The sequence below is a fragment of the Spirosoma gilvum genome (assembly GCF_054776815.1).
The window spans coordinates 15,535-30,953 of record NZ_BAAHBH010000018.1; the positions used below are offsets into that span (position 1 = coordinate 15,535).

12 protein-coding genes are annotated in these 15,419 nt (G+C 46.6%); 9 read left to right on the forward strand and 3 right to left on the reverse strand.

Going from position 1 to position 15,419, the window contains the following annotated elements; all coding sequences use genetic code 11:
- Positions 1–37: 37 nt before the first annotated feature.
- From ACYVFD_RS32575 to ACYVFD_RS32605, 7 genes are all read left to right on the forward strand, one after another.
- Positions 38–166: a hypothetical protein gene (locus ACYVFD_RS32575; RefSeq protein ID WP_461094711.1), complete on the forward strand. Its 129-nt coding sequence runs from the start codon at positions 38–40 to the stop codon at positions 164–166.
- A gap of 273 nt (positions 167–439) precedes the next feature.
- Positions 440–1,384 carry a hypothetical protein gene (locus ACYVFD_RS32580; protein ID WP_461094712.1) on the forward strand — a complete coding sequence of 315 codons (945 nt, stop codon included), beginning with the start codon at positions 440–442 and terminating at the stop codon, positions 1,382–1,384.
- 141 nt (positions 1,385–1,525) lie between these two features.
- Positions 1,526–2,107 carry a Crp/Fnr family transcriptional regulator gene (locus ACYVFD_RS32585; protein ID WP_461094713.1) on the forward strand — a complete coding sequence of 194 codons (582 nt, stop codon included), beginning with the start codon at positions 1,526–1,528 and terminating at the stop codon, positions 2,105–2,107.
- A gap of 80 nt (positions 2,108–2,187) precedes the next feature.
- Positions 2,188–2,805: a hypothetical protein gene (locus ACYVFD_RS32590; protein WP_461094714.1), complete on the forward strand. Its 618-nt coding sequence runs from the start codon at positions 2,188–2,190 to the stop codon at positions 2,803–2,805.
- Positions 2,806–3,194: 389 nt separating this feature from the next.
- The gene (locus ACYVFD_RS32595; RefSeq protein ID WP_461094715.1) at positions 3,195–3,818 is read left to right on the forward strand and encodes a hypothetical protein; all 624 of its coding nucleotides are present in this window, start codon (positions 3,195–3,197) and stop codon (positions 3,816–3,818) included.
- A 110-nt stretch (positions 3,819–3,928) separates the two neighbouring features.
- Positions 3,929–5,239 carry a spinster family MFS transporter gene (locus tag ACYVFD_RS32600; protein ID WP_461094815.1) on the forward strand — a complete coding sequence of 437 codons (1,311 nt, stop codon included), beginning with the start codon at positions 3,929–3,931 and terminating at the stop codon, positions 5,237–5,239.
- Positions 5,240–5,314: 75 nt separating this feature from the next.
- Positions 5,315–6,625, forward strand: a complete 1,311-nt coding sequence (locus ACYVFD_RS32605) for a serine hydrolase domain-containing protein (protein ID WP_461094716.1) — start codon at positions 5,315–5,317, stop codon at positions 6,623–6,625.
- 5 nt (positions 6,626–6,630) lie between these two features.
- On the opposite strand, the gene ACYVFD_RS32610 is transcribed toward ACYVFD_RS32605, so the two are convergent.
- On the reverse strand, positions 6,631–7,758 hold the full coding sequence (locus ACYVFD_RS32610; protein ID WP_461094717.1) for an efflux RND transporter periplasmic adaptor subunit: 1,128 nt from the start codon (positions 7,756–7,758) through the stop codon (positions 6,631–6,633).
- Between the two features lie 89 nt (positions 7,759–7,847).
- Positions 7,848–11,150, reverse strand: coding sequence for an efflux RND transporter permease subunit (locus ACYVFD_RS32615; RefSeq protein WP_461094718.1), 3,303 nt, complete (start codon positions 11,148–11,150; stop codon positions 7,848–7,850).
- An 821-nt stretch (positions 11,151–11,971) separates the two neighbouring features.
- Between ACYVFD_RS32615 and ACYVFD_RS32620 the strand changes: the two genes are divergently transcribed.
- Both ACYVFD_RS32620 and ACYVFD_RS32625 read left to right on the forward strand, forming a co-directional pair.
- A complete protein-coding gene (locus ACYVFD_RS32620; RefSeq protein ID WP_461094719.1) occupies positions 11,972–12,586 on the forward strand; it encodes an RNA polymerase sigma factor in 615 nt (204 codons plus the stop codon).
- A gap of 148 nt (positions 12,587–12,734) precedes the next feature.
- Positions 12,735–14,042 carry a photosystem II biosynthesis protein gene (locus ACYVFD_RS32625; protein ID WP_461094720.1) on the forward strand — a complete coding sequence of 436 codons (1,308 nt, stop codon included), beginning with the start codon at positions 12,735–12,737 and terminating at the stop codon, positions 14,040–14,042.
- Between the two features lie 198 nt (positions 14,043–14,240).
- Here ACYVFD_RS32625 and ACYVFD_RS32630 read toward each other — a convergent pair whose 3' ends face one another.
- Positions 14,241–15,341, reverse strand: a complete 1,101-nt coding sequence (locus tag ACYVFD_RS32630; RefSeq protein WP_461094721.1) for an alpha/beta fold hydrolase — start codon at positions 15,339–15,341, stop codon at positions 14,241–14,243.
- Positions 15,342–15,419: the final 78 nt, after the last annotated feature.

The window sequence follows — 15,419 nt, forward strand, 5'->3', positions numbered from 1 at the left end:
TTAAAATTGACAGAAAAGTATTTTAACTAACACAGTCATGGGACTCATAAAAGAACCTCTTGATGTAGATTTTGTAGTTGCCCCCAAGCCGTTGACTCAAGCAGAAGAAAAAGTTATCAACGACTTCATCCGCGCTGACAAAGAAAAACGTAAAGAACTCAAGTAACAACAGACTAGGAAACGAAAGATAAAACAACCTGCCTGAAAACGATATAAATCACGAAGATCTGTTTGGTAATGTCATAACTAAACTGCCGACATTGGACCAGTCGAAGAAGGAGGGAATCAACGGCACTATCTATAGCATCCGATTGGTGTTCATGGAACCGTTGCCGGACCCACCATTTGTCTATGGGGTCAGCAGTAATACAAACAATCTGATAAATGCTAAAGAACTTTCGTACATTCAAGAAGTATGCATAATAGGCATTTGCGAGAGATGATTGACAAAGGAGAATTCTTATTAATGAACAACTCAATAAAGAACAATATTGAGCTTTCCTACAACGAACTTAAAATCGAGCTGACTCCAAACCCTAAGAATGAAGAGAGATTAAGGAAACTAAAATCATTGCTTAAATTGACTGCGGAGACATCCAGTCTTATAATAGACGGCCCCGCAGAACAAGGCAAACTACTAGAAATTGCCATTGATATTAAAAACCTACTATCCATTGCGCTTGGGAGAAGAGTGACATTCGACCGACAGATATATTGGAATGGACAGGCCAGTAATCTGGAAGAAAGAGAAATGAGTAAAAACGAAAATAAAGGAGAACAAATAATTCCAGACTTCGAAATTGCTAAATACTTATCGACAACCTTGCCTATCTGGACCAATTTAAGTAAGATTGAAAAGGACGATATTTTCACTATCACCGACTACTTAAATCAAACTCGACATGGCTTTATCGAAGACCGAATTTTGAGGGTTGTACAAGCTTGGGAATGTTCTGCATACAATTGGACTCAGGAGCCGGCCTTACCCGAAGATCTTGTTGACTTAAAAGAAAAAATAAAGGCCGTATATCGCATTTGGAAGGATGAGAATAATTACAACGACATTAATGGAGAATTAGGAACACGATTGACGGCTCCGCTTGATCAAGAAAAATTAATGTTGCGACTTCAGAGACTTCTAAAAGACAGCGGATTAAATACCAATAAAATCAAATTAGACCTCAAAACATTGAAGAATTTGCGAGACCAAGTTGCTCATACGGGACGAATAAAAATTAAGGGAGAAGAGGCAATTAATTACCTACAACCTGGAGTTAAGGGACTTCAATTAATTATTCTAAAACGACTTGGGTTTGATGGCAAAGTAAGAGGGGAGAAAGATGGTTGGGCTACAATTGAAGATATAAAGGACTATTTTGTGTAAATTCCTACTATGTACAAAATGGCTTTTGAGTTAAGTGAACTGATATGCCAACTTGAAATTTTGTGCTTCTAAACCCGCCACATCGCTAAGCCATTTCCCGTTAGTGGCAAGTGTAACAGAAGACAATAACATATAAAAACAATGCAAGACACATTATTTGACTTTATTTCAAAATACATTACTGTAACAGAAGATGAGAAGAATGCAATCCTTTCTTTGGACCTATTTCACTCGGTAAAGAAAGGGACGATTTTACTCAAAGAAGGACAAAAATCGAAAGATAGTTACTTTGCCCTGAAAGGTTGTATTCGAACCTATTATGTACTAGATGGCGAAGAAAAAACGACTGCTTTCTACACAGAAATGGAGGCTTTAACACCTCCTTGTGTCATCAGTAAAACTCAGTCCGACTATTATATAAGTTGTGTAGAAGACAGTATACTTCTAATTTCAAATACGGATATGGAAGCAGAGGTAAACAGCAAATTTCCAAAGTTTGATACCATGTGTAGAATCCTATCGGAAGAACTGTTAGCCAAACAACGAATTGACTTTGACGAGTTTAAAACGTCTTCCCCCGAACAACGCTACCTGAACTTACTACAAAACAGACCAGACCTTATCCAACGTATTCCACAGCATCAATTAGCGAGCTACTTAGGTATCAAACCCCAATCGTTAAGCAGATTAAGAGCCAGGATTGTAGAGAAAAGTAAGGGATAGGGTTCATTTCTTAACTTAAGTGAACGAATGATGGTATCCCGCGAATCTTCCTTTGCATTATCATTTAACAACAAATTGATATGCAAAAGAAAATTCTATCGTTCGCTTTGACCTTACTACTAGCAAGCAGCTTACAAGTTAACGCGCAAAGTGCCCGACAAGACAGTACGTACAAACGATGGTTCGTTGGGAGTACACTCTGGCTGTTAGGAAATTGTGACCAAAAAGATAACCCTGAGTATATACAATTAAATGTTGGATACAGGATAACGCCTAAAGATGTTGTTTCCTTTCGGTTTAAACGATCCATTTATTCCTGGCCCATAGGTATTCCTTTTGGACCAACATTTCGTAAACCAGGAGGAGAATATTCCGGGCATGCACGCATACTTGCCCCTACAGTAGGATACCAGCGATTTTGGTATAAAGGAGTCTATACATCCGTCCAGGCGTTGAATGCTTTTGAAAAATATATGGATGAGAATAATAAAAAGATTGGTAATGGATACACGTTATATATGGACTTCTATTTGGGTTACCAGTTTAAGTTTTTTAAAAACCGGGTCTTTTTCGAGCCAGCTATTGGATGTAGTTATTGGCCTATAAGAACCAAGGTACCAGAATCATTTAAATCAGTAGAACAAAAATGGCCTAACTATTTTATTCAGCCTGGGTTCGATTTTGGATTTAATTTTTAACAATGAACCTGTTTAAACTTTCTATAATTGAGTTGGAATTGCTGTAATTTGTCATCCCGACGCAGGAGGGATCTTCGGAGAGAGCTAATGGATTAGATCATTCGAAGATCCCTCCTGCGTCGGGATGACAAAACACTCATTTTAGTCTATATAAAAAAGTTTAAACAGTCTCAATAAAATCGTTTAACGAAAGCAATTATTTGCATTAACTATGAGCTTCCTGAACTAGTACTAGATCAGGAAGTTTCTAAAGCAATACCAAAAGATAGCCAAGTTCATGTTAAAAGAACTGCTTCTACCATCAACTTCATTTCTTAACTTAAGTGAACGATTCTAGGCCTATTGCCAGTCCACTTTTGCATTATCGTTTAAGATAAATTAAAACAGACATGCAAAAGAATATTTTATGGATTGGATTAGCTTTAGTGCTGGCAAGCAGTTTACGGGTGAATGCACAATATGCCAGACACGACAGTACGTACAAACGGCGTTTCGTTGGCAGCACACTGTTTTTATTGGGTAATTTGGCTACTACAAACAGTCCCAACTTCGTTCAACTCAATGTAGGATATTGGATTACAGGGAAAGATGTAATTTCACTTGAACTAATAACCTGGAAATATGCCTGGCCACTTGGCATTAACCCATTTTTAAACCAATCATACGGAAAGCCAGAAGAGAAATTTCCTGGTTATATAAGAGACTATAGTATTGCTCTTGCTTATCAACGATTTTTTTGGAAAGGTCTTTACGCAGCCGTACACGTAATGCCTATGTGGCAAACATTTGTGATTGACGCCGGTGATAAAGTTGATAATGGTTTCCATATTTTCAACTCGTATCGAGTTGGCTATCATATTAAACTCGTTAAGGATAGGTTTTTTATACAACCATCACTTGGTATTGCTGGCCGTCCTTATCACACTAAAATACCTGATGGTTTTAACGTAAAAGATGACAAGTGGCCAAAATACACCCCTGAACCAGGGCTACATTTCGGATATAACTTTTAGTTTTAACAAATGCCCCACCATCGCCAACACGTAAACCGTTAGTGGCTTCTTACTAATCAGAGACTAGCCAACAGTAATTCCCCCTCTCTAATAGCTTTTCTAGTTGCATAATATCCTCCTTCGCCCACTTTATGCAAACTAAGGAAGCCGTTCAGAATGAGGCAGTCAGCAGCCTATACCGGAACTATGTTCTGATGATGCTGACGCTGGTATATGTCTTCAATTTTGTGGATCGGCAACTCCTTGTTATCCTTCAGGAATCGATAAAACGGGACTTGAACCTGTCCGATACGCAGCTTGGGTTGCTCTCCGGGTTCACGTTTGCTCTGTTCTATGTTACGCTGGGCATTCCCATTGCGCGTTTTGCCGATAAAACGAATCGCAGAAACACGGTGGCTGTATCGCTGGCTATCTGGAGTATCATGACGGCTTGTTCGGGTCTGGTCAGAAATTTCATTCAATTGCTACTGGCCCGAATTGGTGTGGGCATTGGAGAAGCTGGGGGTAGTCCTCCGGCCCATGCCATGATCTCCGATTACTTCCCGCCCGAAAAACGCTCCACAGCGCTCTCGATTTACTCAACCGGCATCTATTTCGGAATATTGGTTGGGTTTTTAATGGGTGGCTATTTGAACCAGCACCTTGGATGGCGCACGGCTTTTTATGTGGTGGGTATACCAGGGGTAATTTTCTCGTTGCTGTTTTATATAACCGTGAAAGAACCCCGGCGCGGGGCCACAGATATAGAGCGAACGTCGGCTATCGAGTCACCTTCGTTACGCGAGGTGGTAAAGCGGTTGTACGCGACCAAAACCTTCGTTTATCTGGCATTCGCCACGGGTCTGCACGTCTTTTGCATCTATGGGCTGAACAACTGGGCGCCCTCATTTCTGGCGAGACTCCACGGCATGAAAAACGCTGAAATAGGAGCTTTACTGGGTCCAATTTTTGGTATTGGCGGAGCGCTGGGTTCATTCGCGGGAGGGCTTCTGACCGATCGTTTTGGGAAAACGGATAAACGGCGATACCTGACGATTCCAGCGTATGCCATTATAGCCTCTATTCCGTGTGCGGCTGGTGCTGTTTTTCTACAAAATACAGCGTTTGCAATCGTCTGTTTAGGATTGACTGCCTCGCTCCAAAGTATGTATTTAGGCCCGTCGATTGCTGTATCCCATAGTCTTGTGCCCGCGTCGATGCGCTCGCTTACCTCCGCTATTCTGTTTTTTGCCCTCAACTTTATTGGGTTAGGGTTTGGTCCGCTGGTCGTTGGTATGCTTAGCGATAGCCTTATTCCGTCGCTGGGTACCGAATCTCTACGCTGGGCCATGTCGATCATTATCCCGATCAGTTTTGGATCAGTTGCGCTGTTTTTGATCTCCGCCAAAAAGCTGACAATGGATCTATCAATGACGAACTGACCGCACTAAATTAGTCTCTGATACACACCGCTTTCATGACCTGACGATTGCTGTTACTAATCCTACCCTAAAATCATGCATCGAAACCTAATCGCTTTACTAATTTTATTTGCCGTCATCAGTCGCAACAGCATAGTACAAGCCCAAGTAAAAGCAAACATTCTGACAGAAGCCCCCCCTGCAGCCGGTGGGTTCTCGGCGGATCGACTGGGCCGTCTGGATGCAGGGATGAAAGATTGGGTTAACCAGAAATGGGTGAATGGGTCGGTTGTCCTGATAGCCCGGCACGGTAAAATCGTGTTCTACAAAGCGCATGGCTACAATGATCCCGACAAAAAAGTACCGCTCGACAAAAACGGCATCTTTCGGCTTGCTTCCCAGACCAAAGCCCTTACCTGTGTAGCCGTCATGATGCTCTGGGAAGAAGGAAAATTTTCACTGGACGATCCGATTTCTAAATTCATTCCATCCTTCGCCAATGGAAAAGTACTGGCGACATTCAACCCGAAAGATACTACCTACACGACCGTTCCGGTTAAACGTCCCATTACCATCCGCGATTTGCTAACCCATACTTCGGGTCTGGGCTATCCGGCAATTGGTACTCCGGCCGAAAATGCCATTTATGCGAAACACAATATTACAGGCGGTGTGGGCGTAAGGGGTCCGAAACAATCCGACGTTATGAACCGACTGGGTAGCTTACCCCTCTTTTTTCAACCCGGTGACCAATGGAAATACAGTCTGGGAATGGATGTACTAGGCCACCTGATTGAGCGTTGGTCGGGCCTGTCGCTGGAAGACTTTTTTCTGAAGCGTATCTGTCAGCCATTGGGCATGAAAGATACGTATTTCAACGTACCGCCCGAAAAAGGCCCACGGCTGGTCAACTTTTTCTTAGGCGATTCTACCGGAACGATCCAAAAACAGGCAGCTACGTTCGGTGGCGCCCTCGACATGAATTATCCGCTACGAAAGACGGATTATTTCTCGGGCGGTGGCGGGTTATCATCCACCATTTACGACTATGCGATTTTCCTGCAAATGTTGTTGAACGGTGGCGAATACAACGGTGTTCGACTACTGGCCCGCAACACGGTACGCCTGATGACCATGAATCAAATCGGTGACCTGCATCCCAATATCGGTGACCATGCTCGTGACAATACCTTCGGCTTCGGCTTTTTAGTCGTCTCCGAAAATGGAAGCAAGTTCACGCCCAGTCAGGTTGGTACGTATGCCTGGGGTGGTGTGTTTTCAACCTCCTACTGGGTCGATCCTAAAGAAGATATGCTGGTGTTGATCTACCGACAAATGTGGGGTCCGTACGTGTCAAATACCGACAAAGCCTTTAAGCCCTTGGTTTATCAGGCAATCAATGATTAAGTCTATTACTTCACATTGACCGGCGCTCCATCGCGGATTTCCTCGCTGGCAGTCGTTACAAGTTGATCACCTTCGGTTAGGTCGCCGAAAACTTCGATTTTGTTGTCGGCATCGAGCCCTTTCTTGATCGGCACCCACTCCGCTTTCTGGTCTTTCACCCGAATCAGGAAGACACCCGTTGTTGAATTGACCAGCGCTGATTTCGGCACAATAAAGGTGTTGCTTTGAGTCGGTAGCGGCAGTGTCACTTCAGCCACCATACCCGGCAGGAGTTTTTTATCGTTGTTAATCACATCGACCTCTACCCTCTCTGATCGTAGCCGTTTATCCAATGCACCCGACAGCCGTTTGATCTTTCCGGTAAACGTACGGTTCGGAAATGTTTTGACGGTAAAACTAACTTCGCTGTTCTGATTCACATAACCCGTGTACGCTTCGGGTACGGCCACCACCAAACGCAGGCGCTTCTGCTCGGTCAGCACAAACAGCGGGAACTCCGACCCTTTCCCAGCGGGTCCTATATACGCTCCCGTACTGGCGTTACGCGCACTGATGATACCGTCGAACGGAGCCCGGATGGCCAGGTAATTCCTGAGCGTCGCCACTTCCCGATAGGCCGATTTAGCGGCTTCCAGTTGCGCCAGATCGGCATTTCGTTTGGCAAGCGCCTGATCGACATCGTTTTTCGAGACGGCACCGGAGAACTTACTGGCTTCCAGAACCCGTTCGTAGTTGGCTTTACTCGCAATAGACAGCGCTTCCTGTGCTTTCAGTCGTGAATCGGCAGAGGCCAGTTGGGCACTCAATTCAGGAGCTTCAGCCATGGCCAGTAACTGTCCTTCGCGTACCTCTGAACCCACATCCGCATTAAGCGTTTTGATAAATCCACTTACCTTGGCATAAATATCGACATCCCGATAGGCGATCAGTTCCCCGGGAATGTCCAGCGAAGAAGCCAGCTTCCCTTTCGATAACGAAAACACTTCGGTTGGGGCTGGCGCTGCTGCCGAATCAACCTCGGCCTCTTCTTTTTCAGCTTTACTTTCGGATGAATGGCACTGGGTAAACAAACTGGTCAGCAGGAGGCCACTGGCCAGGACACACAAATTACGGACTGAGGTTTGACGATGCATTTCTAGTAATTGTTACGAAACGACTCGCTGTTTCGATAGAATGGGGAAATGGGATTTCTGATGATTTGGTGGATTAGCTGGTTCGCTATCTAATTCAGTAAATCCACATTTGTGTAGTACTTACTCTCTTTGTCTTCGGGGTCGAGCGATACAGATTCAGTAGATGTTTTTTCCTGCACCCAGGCAAACGCCAGCGGCAGAATAAACAGAGCGGCAAAGGTTGACGCAATCAATCCGCCAATCACGGCCCGGCCCAGCGGAGCAGCCTGCGAACCACCTTCACCTAAGCCAGATGCCATCGGAATCATACCGACCACCATCGCCACGCTGGTCATCAGAATAGGCCGAATCCGAATGGAAGCCGCTTCCCGAGCCGACAGCAGGGCGTTACCGTTGCGCATTCGAAGCTCTTCGGCATTGGTCACCATCAGTACGGCGTTGGAGATGGATACCCCCACCGACATGATCATGCCCATGTACGATTGGAGGTTGAGCGTTGAACCGGTCAGCATCAGCAAAACCAGCGAACCGACCAGCACGGCTGGCACCGTACACAACACCACCAGCGAGACTTTGAACGACTGGAAGTTGGCGGCCAGCATCAGGAAAATTACGACAATGGCCGTCAACAGCCCCGTTTGCAGGCTGTCGAGCGTATCGATCAGTACCTGCGTTAGTCCCTGCATTTTGATGGTTAATCCACGTGGCAGTTCGCCCAGTGAGTCGATGGCTTTTTGCACGTCGCGGGCGGCAGTTCCCAGGTCAATATCGTTCAGGTTGGCCGTGACTGACAGCACCGGAATAGCCCCGATATTGTCGTTTTCTCCGTAAGCGGTGCCCTTTTGTAAAGTAGCTACATCACTCAACACCGGCCGGTTCGTATTCGGCAGCACGGGAATTTCACCCAGGTCATTGATACTGGTCATCCGGTTTTCGGGCACCTGAACCTGTACGGTGTAGGTCTGGCTTGATTTCGGGTCGATCCAGACACTTTTCTCGGTATAGCGCGAGGAAGATGTTGCGGCAATCAACGAGCGCGAAATAGCCGAAATATCGGTGCCTAGCTGGGCAGCCCGCGTCCGGTCGATGTTGACGTTGATGGTTGGGTATTTGGTGGCCTGTCCGATCTGAACATCCCGCAGGTAGCGAATCTTATTCAGCTTCGCAATGACCTTGTTGGCGTATTCTTCGTTCTGTTTTTTATTCTTTCCCGATAGTTTGACTTCAATAGGCGTTGGTGAACCCTGACTCAAAATCTTATCCGTCAGCTCAATGGGTTCGAACGACAGTTTGACATCGGGCAGAGCTTTTTTCATGCTGGCCCGGAACCGATCTTTCAGTTCGTCCAGTTCAACATCGTAGTCTTCCTTTAGGCTTACCTGCAACACCCCTTCCTGCGGCCCCGCCATGAACAGATAAATCGGGCTGGTCGAAAACTGAGCGCCGTGCATACCGACCATCGCCGAGGTGATTTCGATATTTTCCTTACCAACCATTTTCTTCAACACATCGATGGTTTTCAGCATAGTTGCTTCGGTTTTTTCGAGTCGCGTACCATCAGGATTTCGCAGACGAACCTGAAACTGATGTCCGGCCACTTTCGGCAATACGTCCCGGCCGATGTTGGTAATGAGCAACACCACAATCGCCATCGAGCCAAGAATGTAAGTCGTCACAATCACTTTTCGATAGGGCAGAATCCGTCTGATAAATCGGGTAAACCGGCTACGCAACCGTTCGAAATAGCTGATCTTACCATCGTTATCCATGTCCTCCCGTTCGGCCAGGGCCTCTTTCGACCGCAGCAGGGCTTCTTTTTCGTTATAGCCATTTCCATTGGTCGACACCACCGCATGTTTGAACTTGAACAGTTTCCGACCTTTTCGCTTCGGAGCCTTACCATTACTGACATGACCGTGTTCTTTCATCATCCAGTTGGCCAGCACCGGCACCAGCGTCTGCGCCATCAGGTAGGAGGTGATCATCGAAAAACCAATGGCCAGCGCCAGCGGTAGGAACAGTGCACCAGGGATGCCTGTCATGGTAAAGGCCGGGGCAAACACCGCCAAAATACAGAAGAGAATCAGGAGTTTTGAAAAGGCGATTTCCTTACAGGCATCCCAGATCGCCAGGGCTTTGGGTTTACCCATATCCAAATGCTGGTGAATATTCTCGATAGTTACCGTACTCTCATCGACCAGAATCCCGATAGCCAGCGACAGACCGCTCAGGGTCATGATGTTGATCGTTTGCCCAAATAACGACAGGAACAAAACCCCGGAAATGATACAGGTTGGGATGGTAATGATAACGATCAGGGCCCCGCGCACATCGCCCAGGAAAAGCAGCACCATCAGGCCCGTCAGAATAGCGCCAATGGCTCCTTCGGTCATCAGGCTCTTGACGGCATTGATCACATAAACCGACTGGTCGAAGGTATAGGTCAGCTTCACATCTTCGGGCAATAGGGCCTGGAAACGCGGCAGGGCAGCCTTCAGATTCTGCACCACCTCCCAGGTCGAGGCATCGGCTGATTTCGTAATGGGCAGATACACCGACCGTTTGCCGTTGACCAGTACATATCCTTGTGTGATGTCGGCCCCGTCTTCGATGGTAGCCACATCTTTCAGGTACAGGTTCTGCACCGTGCCGGTATAGAGCGGAATGTTGCCGAAATCTTCAATGTTTCGGACCGTGGTGTTGGCGGGTGTAAAGTAATTGTAATCCCCAACCCGAACGTTTCCGGCAGGTGTGGCGGTGTTGTTGATGCGCAGGGCCGCTACCAACTGATCGGGCGTGAGGTTGTGCGCCCGCAGGAGTTCGGGATCGGCTTTGATGACAATCGAGCGGGCATTACCACCAAATGGAGCGGGCGATACCAGCCCTGGCACCGACGTAAATCCCGACCGGATGTATACGTTGGCCAGATCCTGAAGTTCGTTATTGGTTCGTTGGGGGCTACTTAATACCAACTGCCCGACGGGCAGCGTGGACGCATCGAACCGGAGAATGAACGGGGGTTGTGAACCAGGGGGAAAACTCGCCTGCGCCCGGTTCGAATAGGCCGACACCTCCGCAGCCGCCTGTGCCATGTTGGTCCCTTCGTAGAAAGACAGCTTGAGCAGCGTAATGCCCTGAATATTTTTGGTTTCAATACTTTTTACGCCTGATACGTATAGCAACAGGTTGACGTACTGTTTCCCAAAAAACGATTCCATCTGGTCGGGCGTGTAGCCGCCAAAGGGCTGTGAAATGTAAATAACGGGCAGGTTCAGATTGGGGAAAATGTCAATCTTGATGGTGCGAACGGCCCCAATTCCAAAGTAGAACAGACTGGCAACAATCACCAGAATGGAAATGGGTTTCCGCAACGCGGCTCTAATTAAATCCATAGTCTATTAAAATCTCCTTAAATACAGGCTCGCTCTGGTTCAATCGCTGCTTTTCAGCATTTAACCGAGAACTAACTCTTATCCTGTTTGACTAAAAGTCAATTTTTTCCACAATCTATCCCATACAATGAATAGCTCTCTTAAAGGTAGTGAATTTAGTGGTGAAATTATTCGCCTGAAAAGTCCTAAGTCCGGGCTTTTCCATAAGCCAACCATCTGAATCCCAGTACGCATTCTGAGTAAAAACACTCAGCTACTATGCGCATCGTGTACCCGGAAAAGCCGGTAAAAATCAGCTTCTGCTTCCTCAAACTTTAGCCATTCGCTGTCCCTTTACGTCACTATCGCCTGGCCTGAAAACTACCCACTAGTTACGATCCATATCATGCTCAATAAATTCTTTTGGTCTCGGATTTTTCATCACATTGGCCTGTCATCTTCTTCTGCTTCCAACTAAAAATGGAGTGATGTCGATATCAGTGGTGTAGTACCAGTGATGTCGGTTACTAATAACCGCCACAGCGAGGTTTTGAGAAACCTTGCTGTGGCGGTTATTAGTAACCGACATCACATCTGCCAATGCTACTACTTTGCATTAGCGCAATACATTCAATTTATATTTTCATTATAGGCATTAAATGAAAATAATATTTTTATATTTGACTAAATCACCTAATTAAATTTTTCTATAAATGTGGTTTTTTAGGATTTCTACAAGATACTTCTTTTCTCATCACTCCTTCCCGGCACTCATCGTTCATCTACACCGCTACCCAAAACTCCGCTAATCATTTCCGCTAACAACTAACTCACTCACTGTAATGACATTTCCGAATGAAAGCTTTCTACTCAACCGCGTTTCGACTGGCGATGAAAAAGCATTCCGTAAGCTGTACGACTTTTATCGACCCGACATTTATCGCTTCGTTTATAAATTCATCAAATCCGATGAGCTATCGAACGATATATGCCAGGAAGTATTCATGAAAATATGGGAAGACCGCTGGACGATGCAGGAAGTGGGCTCCTTCAAATCGTATTTGTTCACAGTCACCAAAAATCACACCTTCAATATGCTGAAACGGGCGGCTGTGGAAGATCGAATTAAAGGGGAAGTCTTACGGAGTTATACCATCTCCAAAAACGATACGGAAGAAAATCTTCAGGCCAAAGAGTACCAGCAGTTTTTACAGCGTGTATTGGATACTTTGCCCCCACAAAGTCGGGAAGTGTTTAAGCTCTGTCGGCAGCAGGAAAAGAGTTACGAAGAAGCGGCTCACATTCTGGGCATATCGAGCAATGCCATCAAAAAGCATATGGTTCGCTCCATGAAAGTGCTCAAGTTTGCCGTCGAAAAAGATATGGGTATTGCCTTTAGCGTATTTCTGGAAGTACTGGCCCAAACCGGTGATTTGCTGTTCGTACTGGAAGTCTGAACCCACCTGTATTCAGATCATTCCGGTTGATTCTACTGCCTGCAGCCACGCATCAGTTCGGCTGGGCTACGCCCTGTCAATAGCCTGTTCACAGCCAAGTTGGGTATATCAGGAAGATACTCCTAAACCCTTAATTAACTGTGTCTTCATGGGTAACAAATCTCTTCCTTTTGCTATGCTCCTGGTGGGCTTGTCGCTCGGAACCTCCTGGGCCATTCGTGGACAGTTTGGACATGAATATGGTGCAGCCTGGGCCGGTGCTATTGGCTCGCTGAGTGTTTTGCTGGTTGCTAAACGCACCGATTGGTACGCCAGAGCGTTTGCCATCACGCTGGCAGGGGCTATTGGCTGGGGATTGGGCGGGCTCGCAAGCTACGGAATCGTGGTAGGCTATGGCCGCGACACCGAATTTATCAATGTGTTCTACGGGCTTACCATGCTGTTTGTTATTGGTGGTTTGTATGGGTTTATAGGTGGGGGATTATCTGGATTGGCCCTGACCGACTCCCCCACCAAACCAGTAAAGTGGCCTGAAGTGATTGTGGAGATGGTAGTTGGCGGGGCTTTGTTCTACTTCTTCCTGATCGAGGAATTTGACTGGCGTATGACGCCACCCCGCTCGGAAATGTGGGCGGTTTGTTTTGGAGCCGCCGTAGCGCTAACCTGGTATCTGGTACGTCACCGACACTATTCGGCTTTACGGGTCGCTGTATTCGCCGGTTTAGGTGGGGGCTTCGGTTTTACCTTCGGTAATTTTCTCCAAGTTCTCGGTCATCTGACCGAAATTAAATTCAACTTCTGGAACGTGATGGAATATTCGCTGGGCTTTTTCGGCGGACTGGGCCTGGCCTACGGTACCCTTACGTCCGAATGGGAAGCGAGCGAGCCGACTCAACCCAAACTCCAGGTCTGGTTTCCTCTATTGATGGTGATGCTGGTGATTCCGTACATCGTATGGCAACAATCGTTTGAGTTCGAACGCCTTCAGGAAATTTTCAGCAAGATCGGCGTGGCTCCTGACAGTCCCATTATTGGGTCGGTTCAACTAGTTGCCATTGGCATGGTACTCGGTATGACTGGCTGGTACTGGTTTCGTTATTACCAGGCTAAAGCCAACCCTGTCTCCTATTCACAAAATGATGTCTTTGTCCTCTTTCTGAGCTATTGGGGGCTGTATATTCTGTTTAGTTTGTTCATAACGGGGGCGTTTATTAGCGGCTATCGGATAGAGCAATACCTATACATCGCCAATTGGGTAGTAGTGGCTTTTCTGATTGGCAAAACCCAGCCCGCTTTCGCACCCAGACGTTTAGCCCCTAAACAATGGACGATCAATTTTGGGGTTGTCCTTATGTTTTTCGCGCTGCTTACGACTATACTTATCCATTCACACGGCGAATTGAAAGGCTCACACAAGCGCTTTGGTGCCCCTCCCCCTACCGAAAATCCACAGTAGTTAAACACTGCTCGTCCTCCTGTCGAAAATCCATAGTAGTTAAACCCTTTGACATTGCGACGCAGGAGCAATCTTCGGGAACAATAAGAAATGCCTTCTCCGAAGATTGCTCCTGCGTCGCAATGTCAAAATCGGCTCTCCTGCTCATCCGCGATTGTAGCACAGACCAGAAGTGGGCTAAACAAGTTGATAACTCAGCTATTTACCCGATTTCGGAAAATAACTCGCTTCAATCAGTTCTTTTACGTCTTTGAATTTCTTGTTGGGTTTCAGGTACTGCGCCAGGAAGTTATAGATTTTCATCCGGCTTTCCTTGGCACCATACGAATCGATTCGGTTGAAGGTATGACCACCAGGAGCATCCTTATAAATTTCGTATTCGAACTTCTTGCCTTCAGCTTTGAGCGACTTGATCAAATGTTCTACTTCCAGCACATTCACGTCCTCATCGTTAGTGTTGGTATGAATCAGCAGGGGCGTTTGTAGCTTATGTGCCTGCCAGGCCGGAGAGCGTTTACGGTATTCTTCCACGTTCTGATCGGCGGTTTTGCCCAGGTGATAATCAGCCGAATAGGCATCCCGATAGCTCTGGCTCTTATAACCCATCCGGGCAATCAGATCGCTAACGGGTACACCTGCATAGCCAACGGCGTAATCAGATTGATAATTGAACAGGTTGAGCAGGGTAATCATACCGCCATGACTCCAGCCGAGAATACCCACCCGTTTTTTATCGATGAAGTCATAGTTCTCGAGCATGTAATCCCGGCAGGCTTTGGTGTCCTCCACTTCCAGACCACCGTAATCGATAAGCTGGTAAAACCCCTGTCCGTAGCCCGTACTTCCGCGATAATCAGGCGCAATCACTACGTATTCCTGAGCCGTCAATTCTTTAATGATATGTGCATAAGCCGTGTTGAAATTACTATGTACACCTCCATGCGGCAGTACCAGCAGCGGGTATTTTTTCGACGGATCGATTTTGGTGGGGATGAACACGTAAGCCGAAAACCGAACAGGGTTTTTCGCGCCCTGCCCGGTCGGGTTTTTGATCACAGCCGGAGGTGGTCCGGTGATAATGATCTTATCGACCAGAACGGCATCGCCCAGCCGCTGCGACCAGGTGAGGTCGTCGATGGTTTTGTCGAGTGCATCAAACTGGTGCTGCATACTGGCCAACTGCCGTTGCAGGGCTGCCACCTGATTGCCCTGGTTACCTTCTGAGCTTTGGGCCTTCGTCGGGCCATACAGCAGTGTTCCCGCAAAAAGAGAAAGGACGAATCCAGTAACTTTTTTCATTGGTTGTAAAAAAGAGGAAGATGTAAAAGGTTTACGGTATTTGGTATTCAGTTTACGTTTTACGATGAGCCTCCCCGT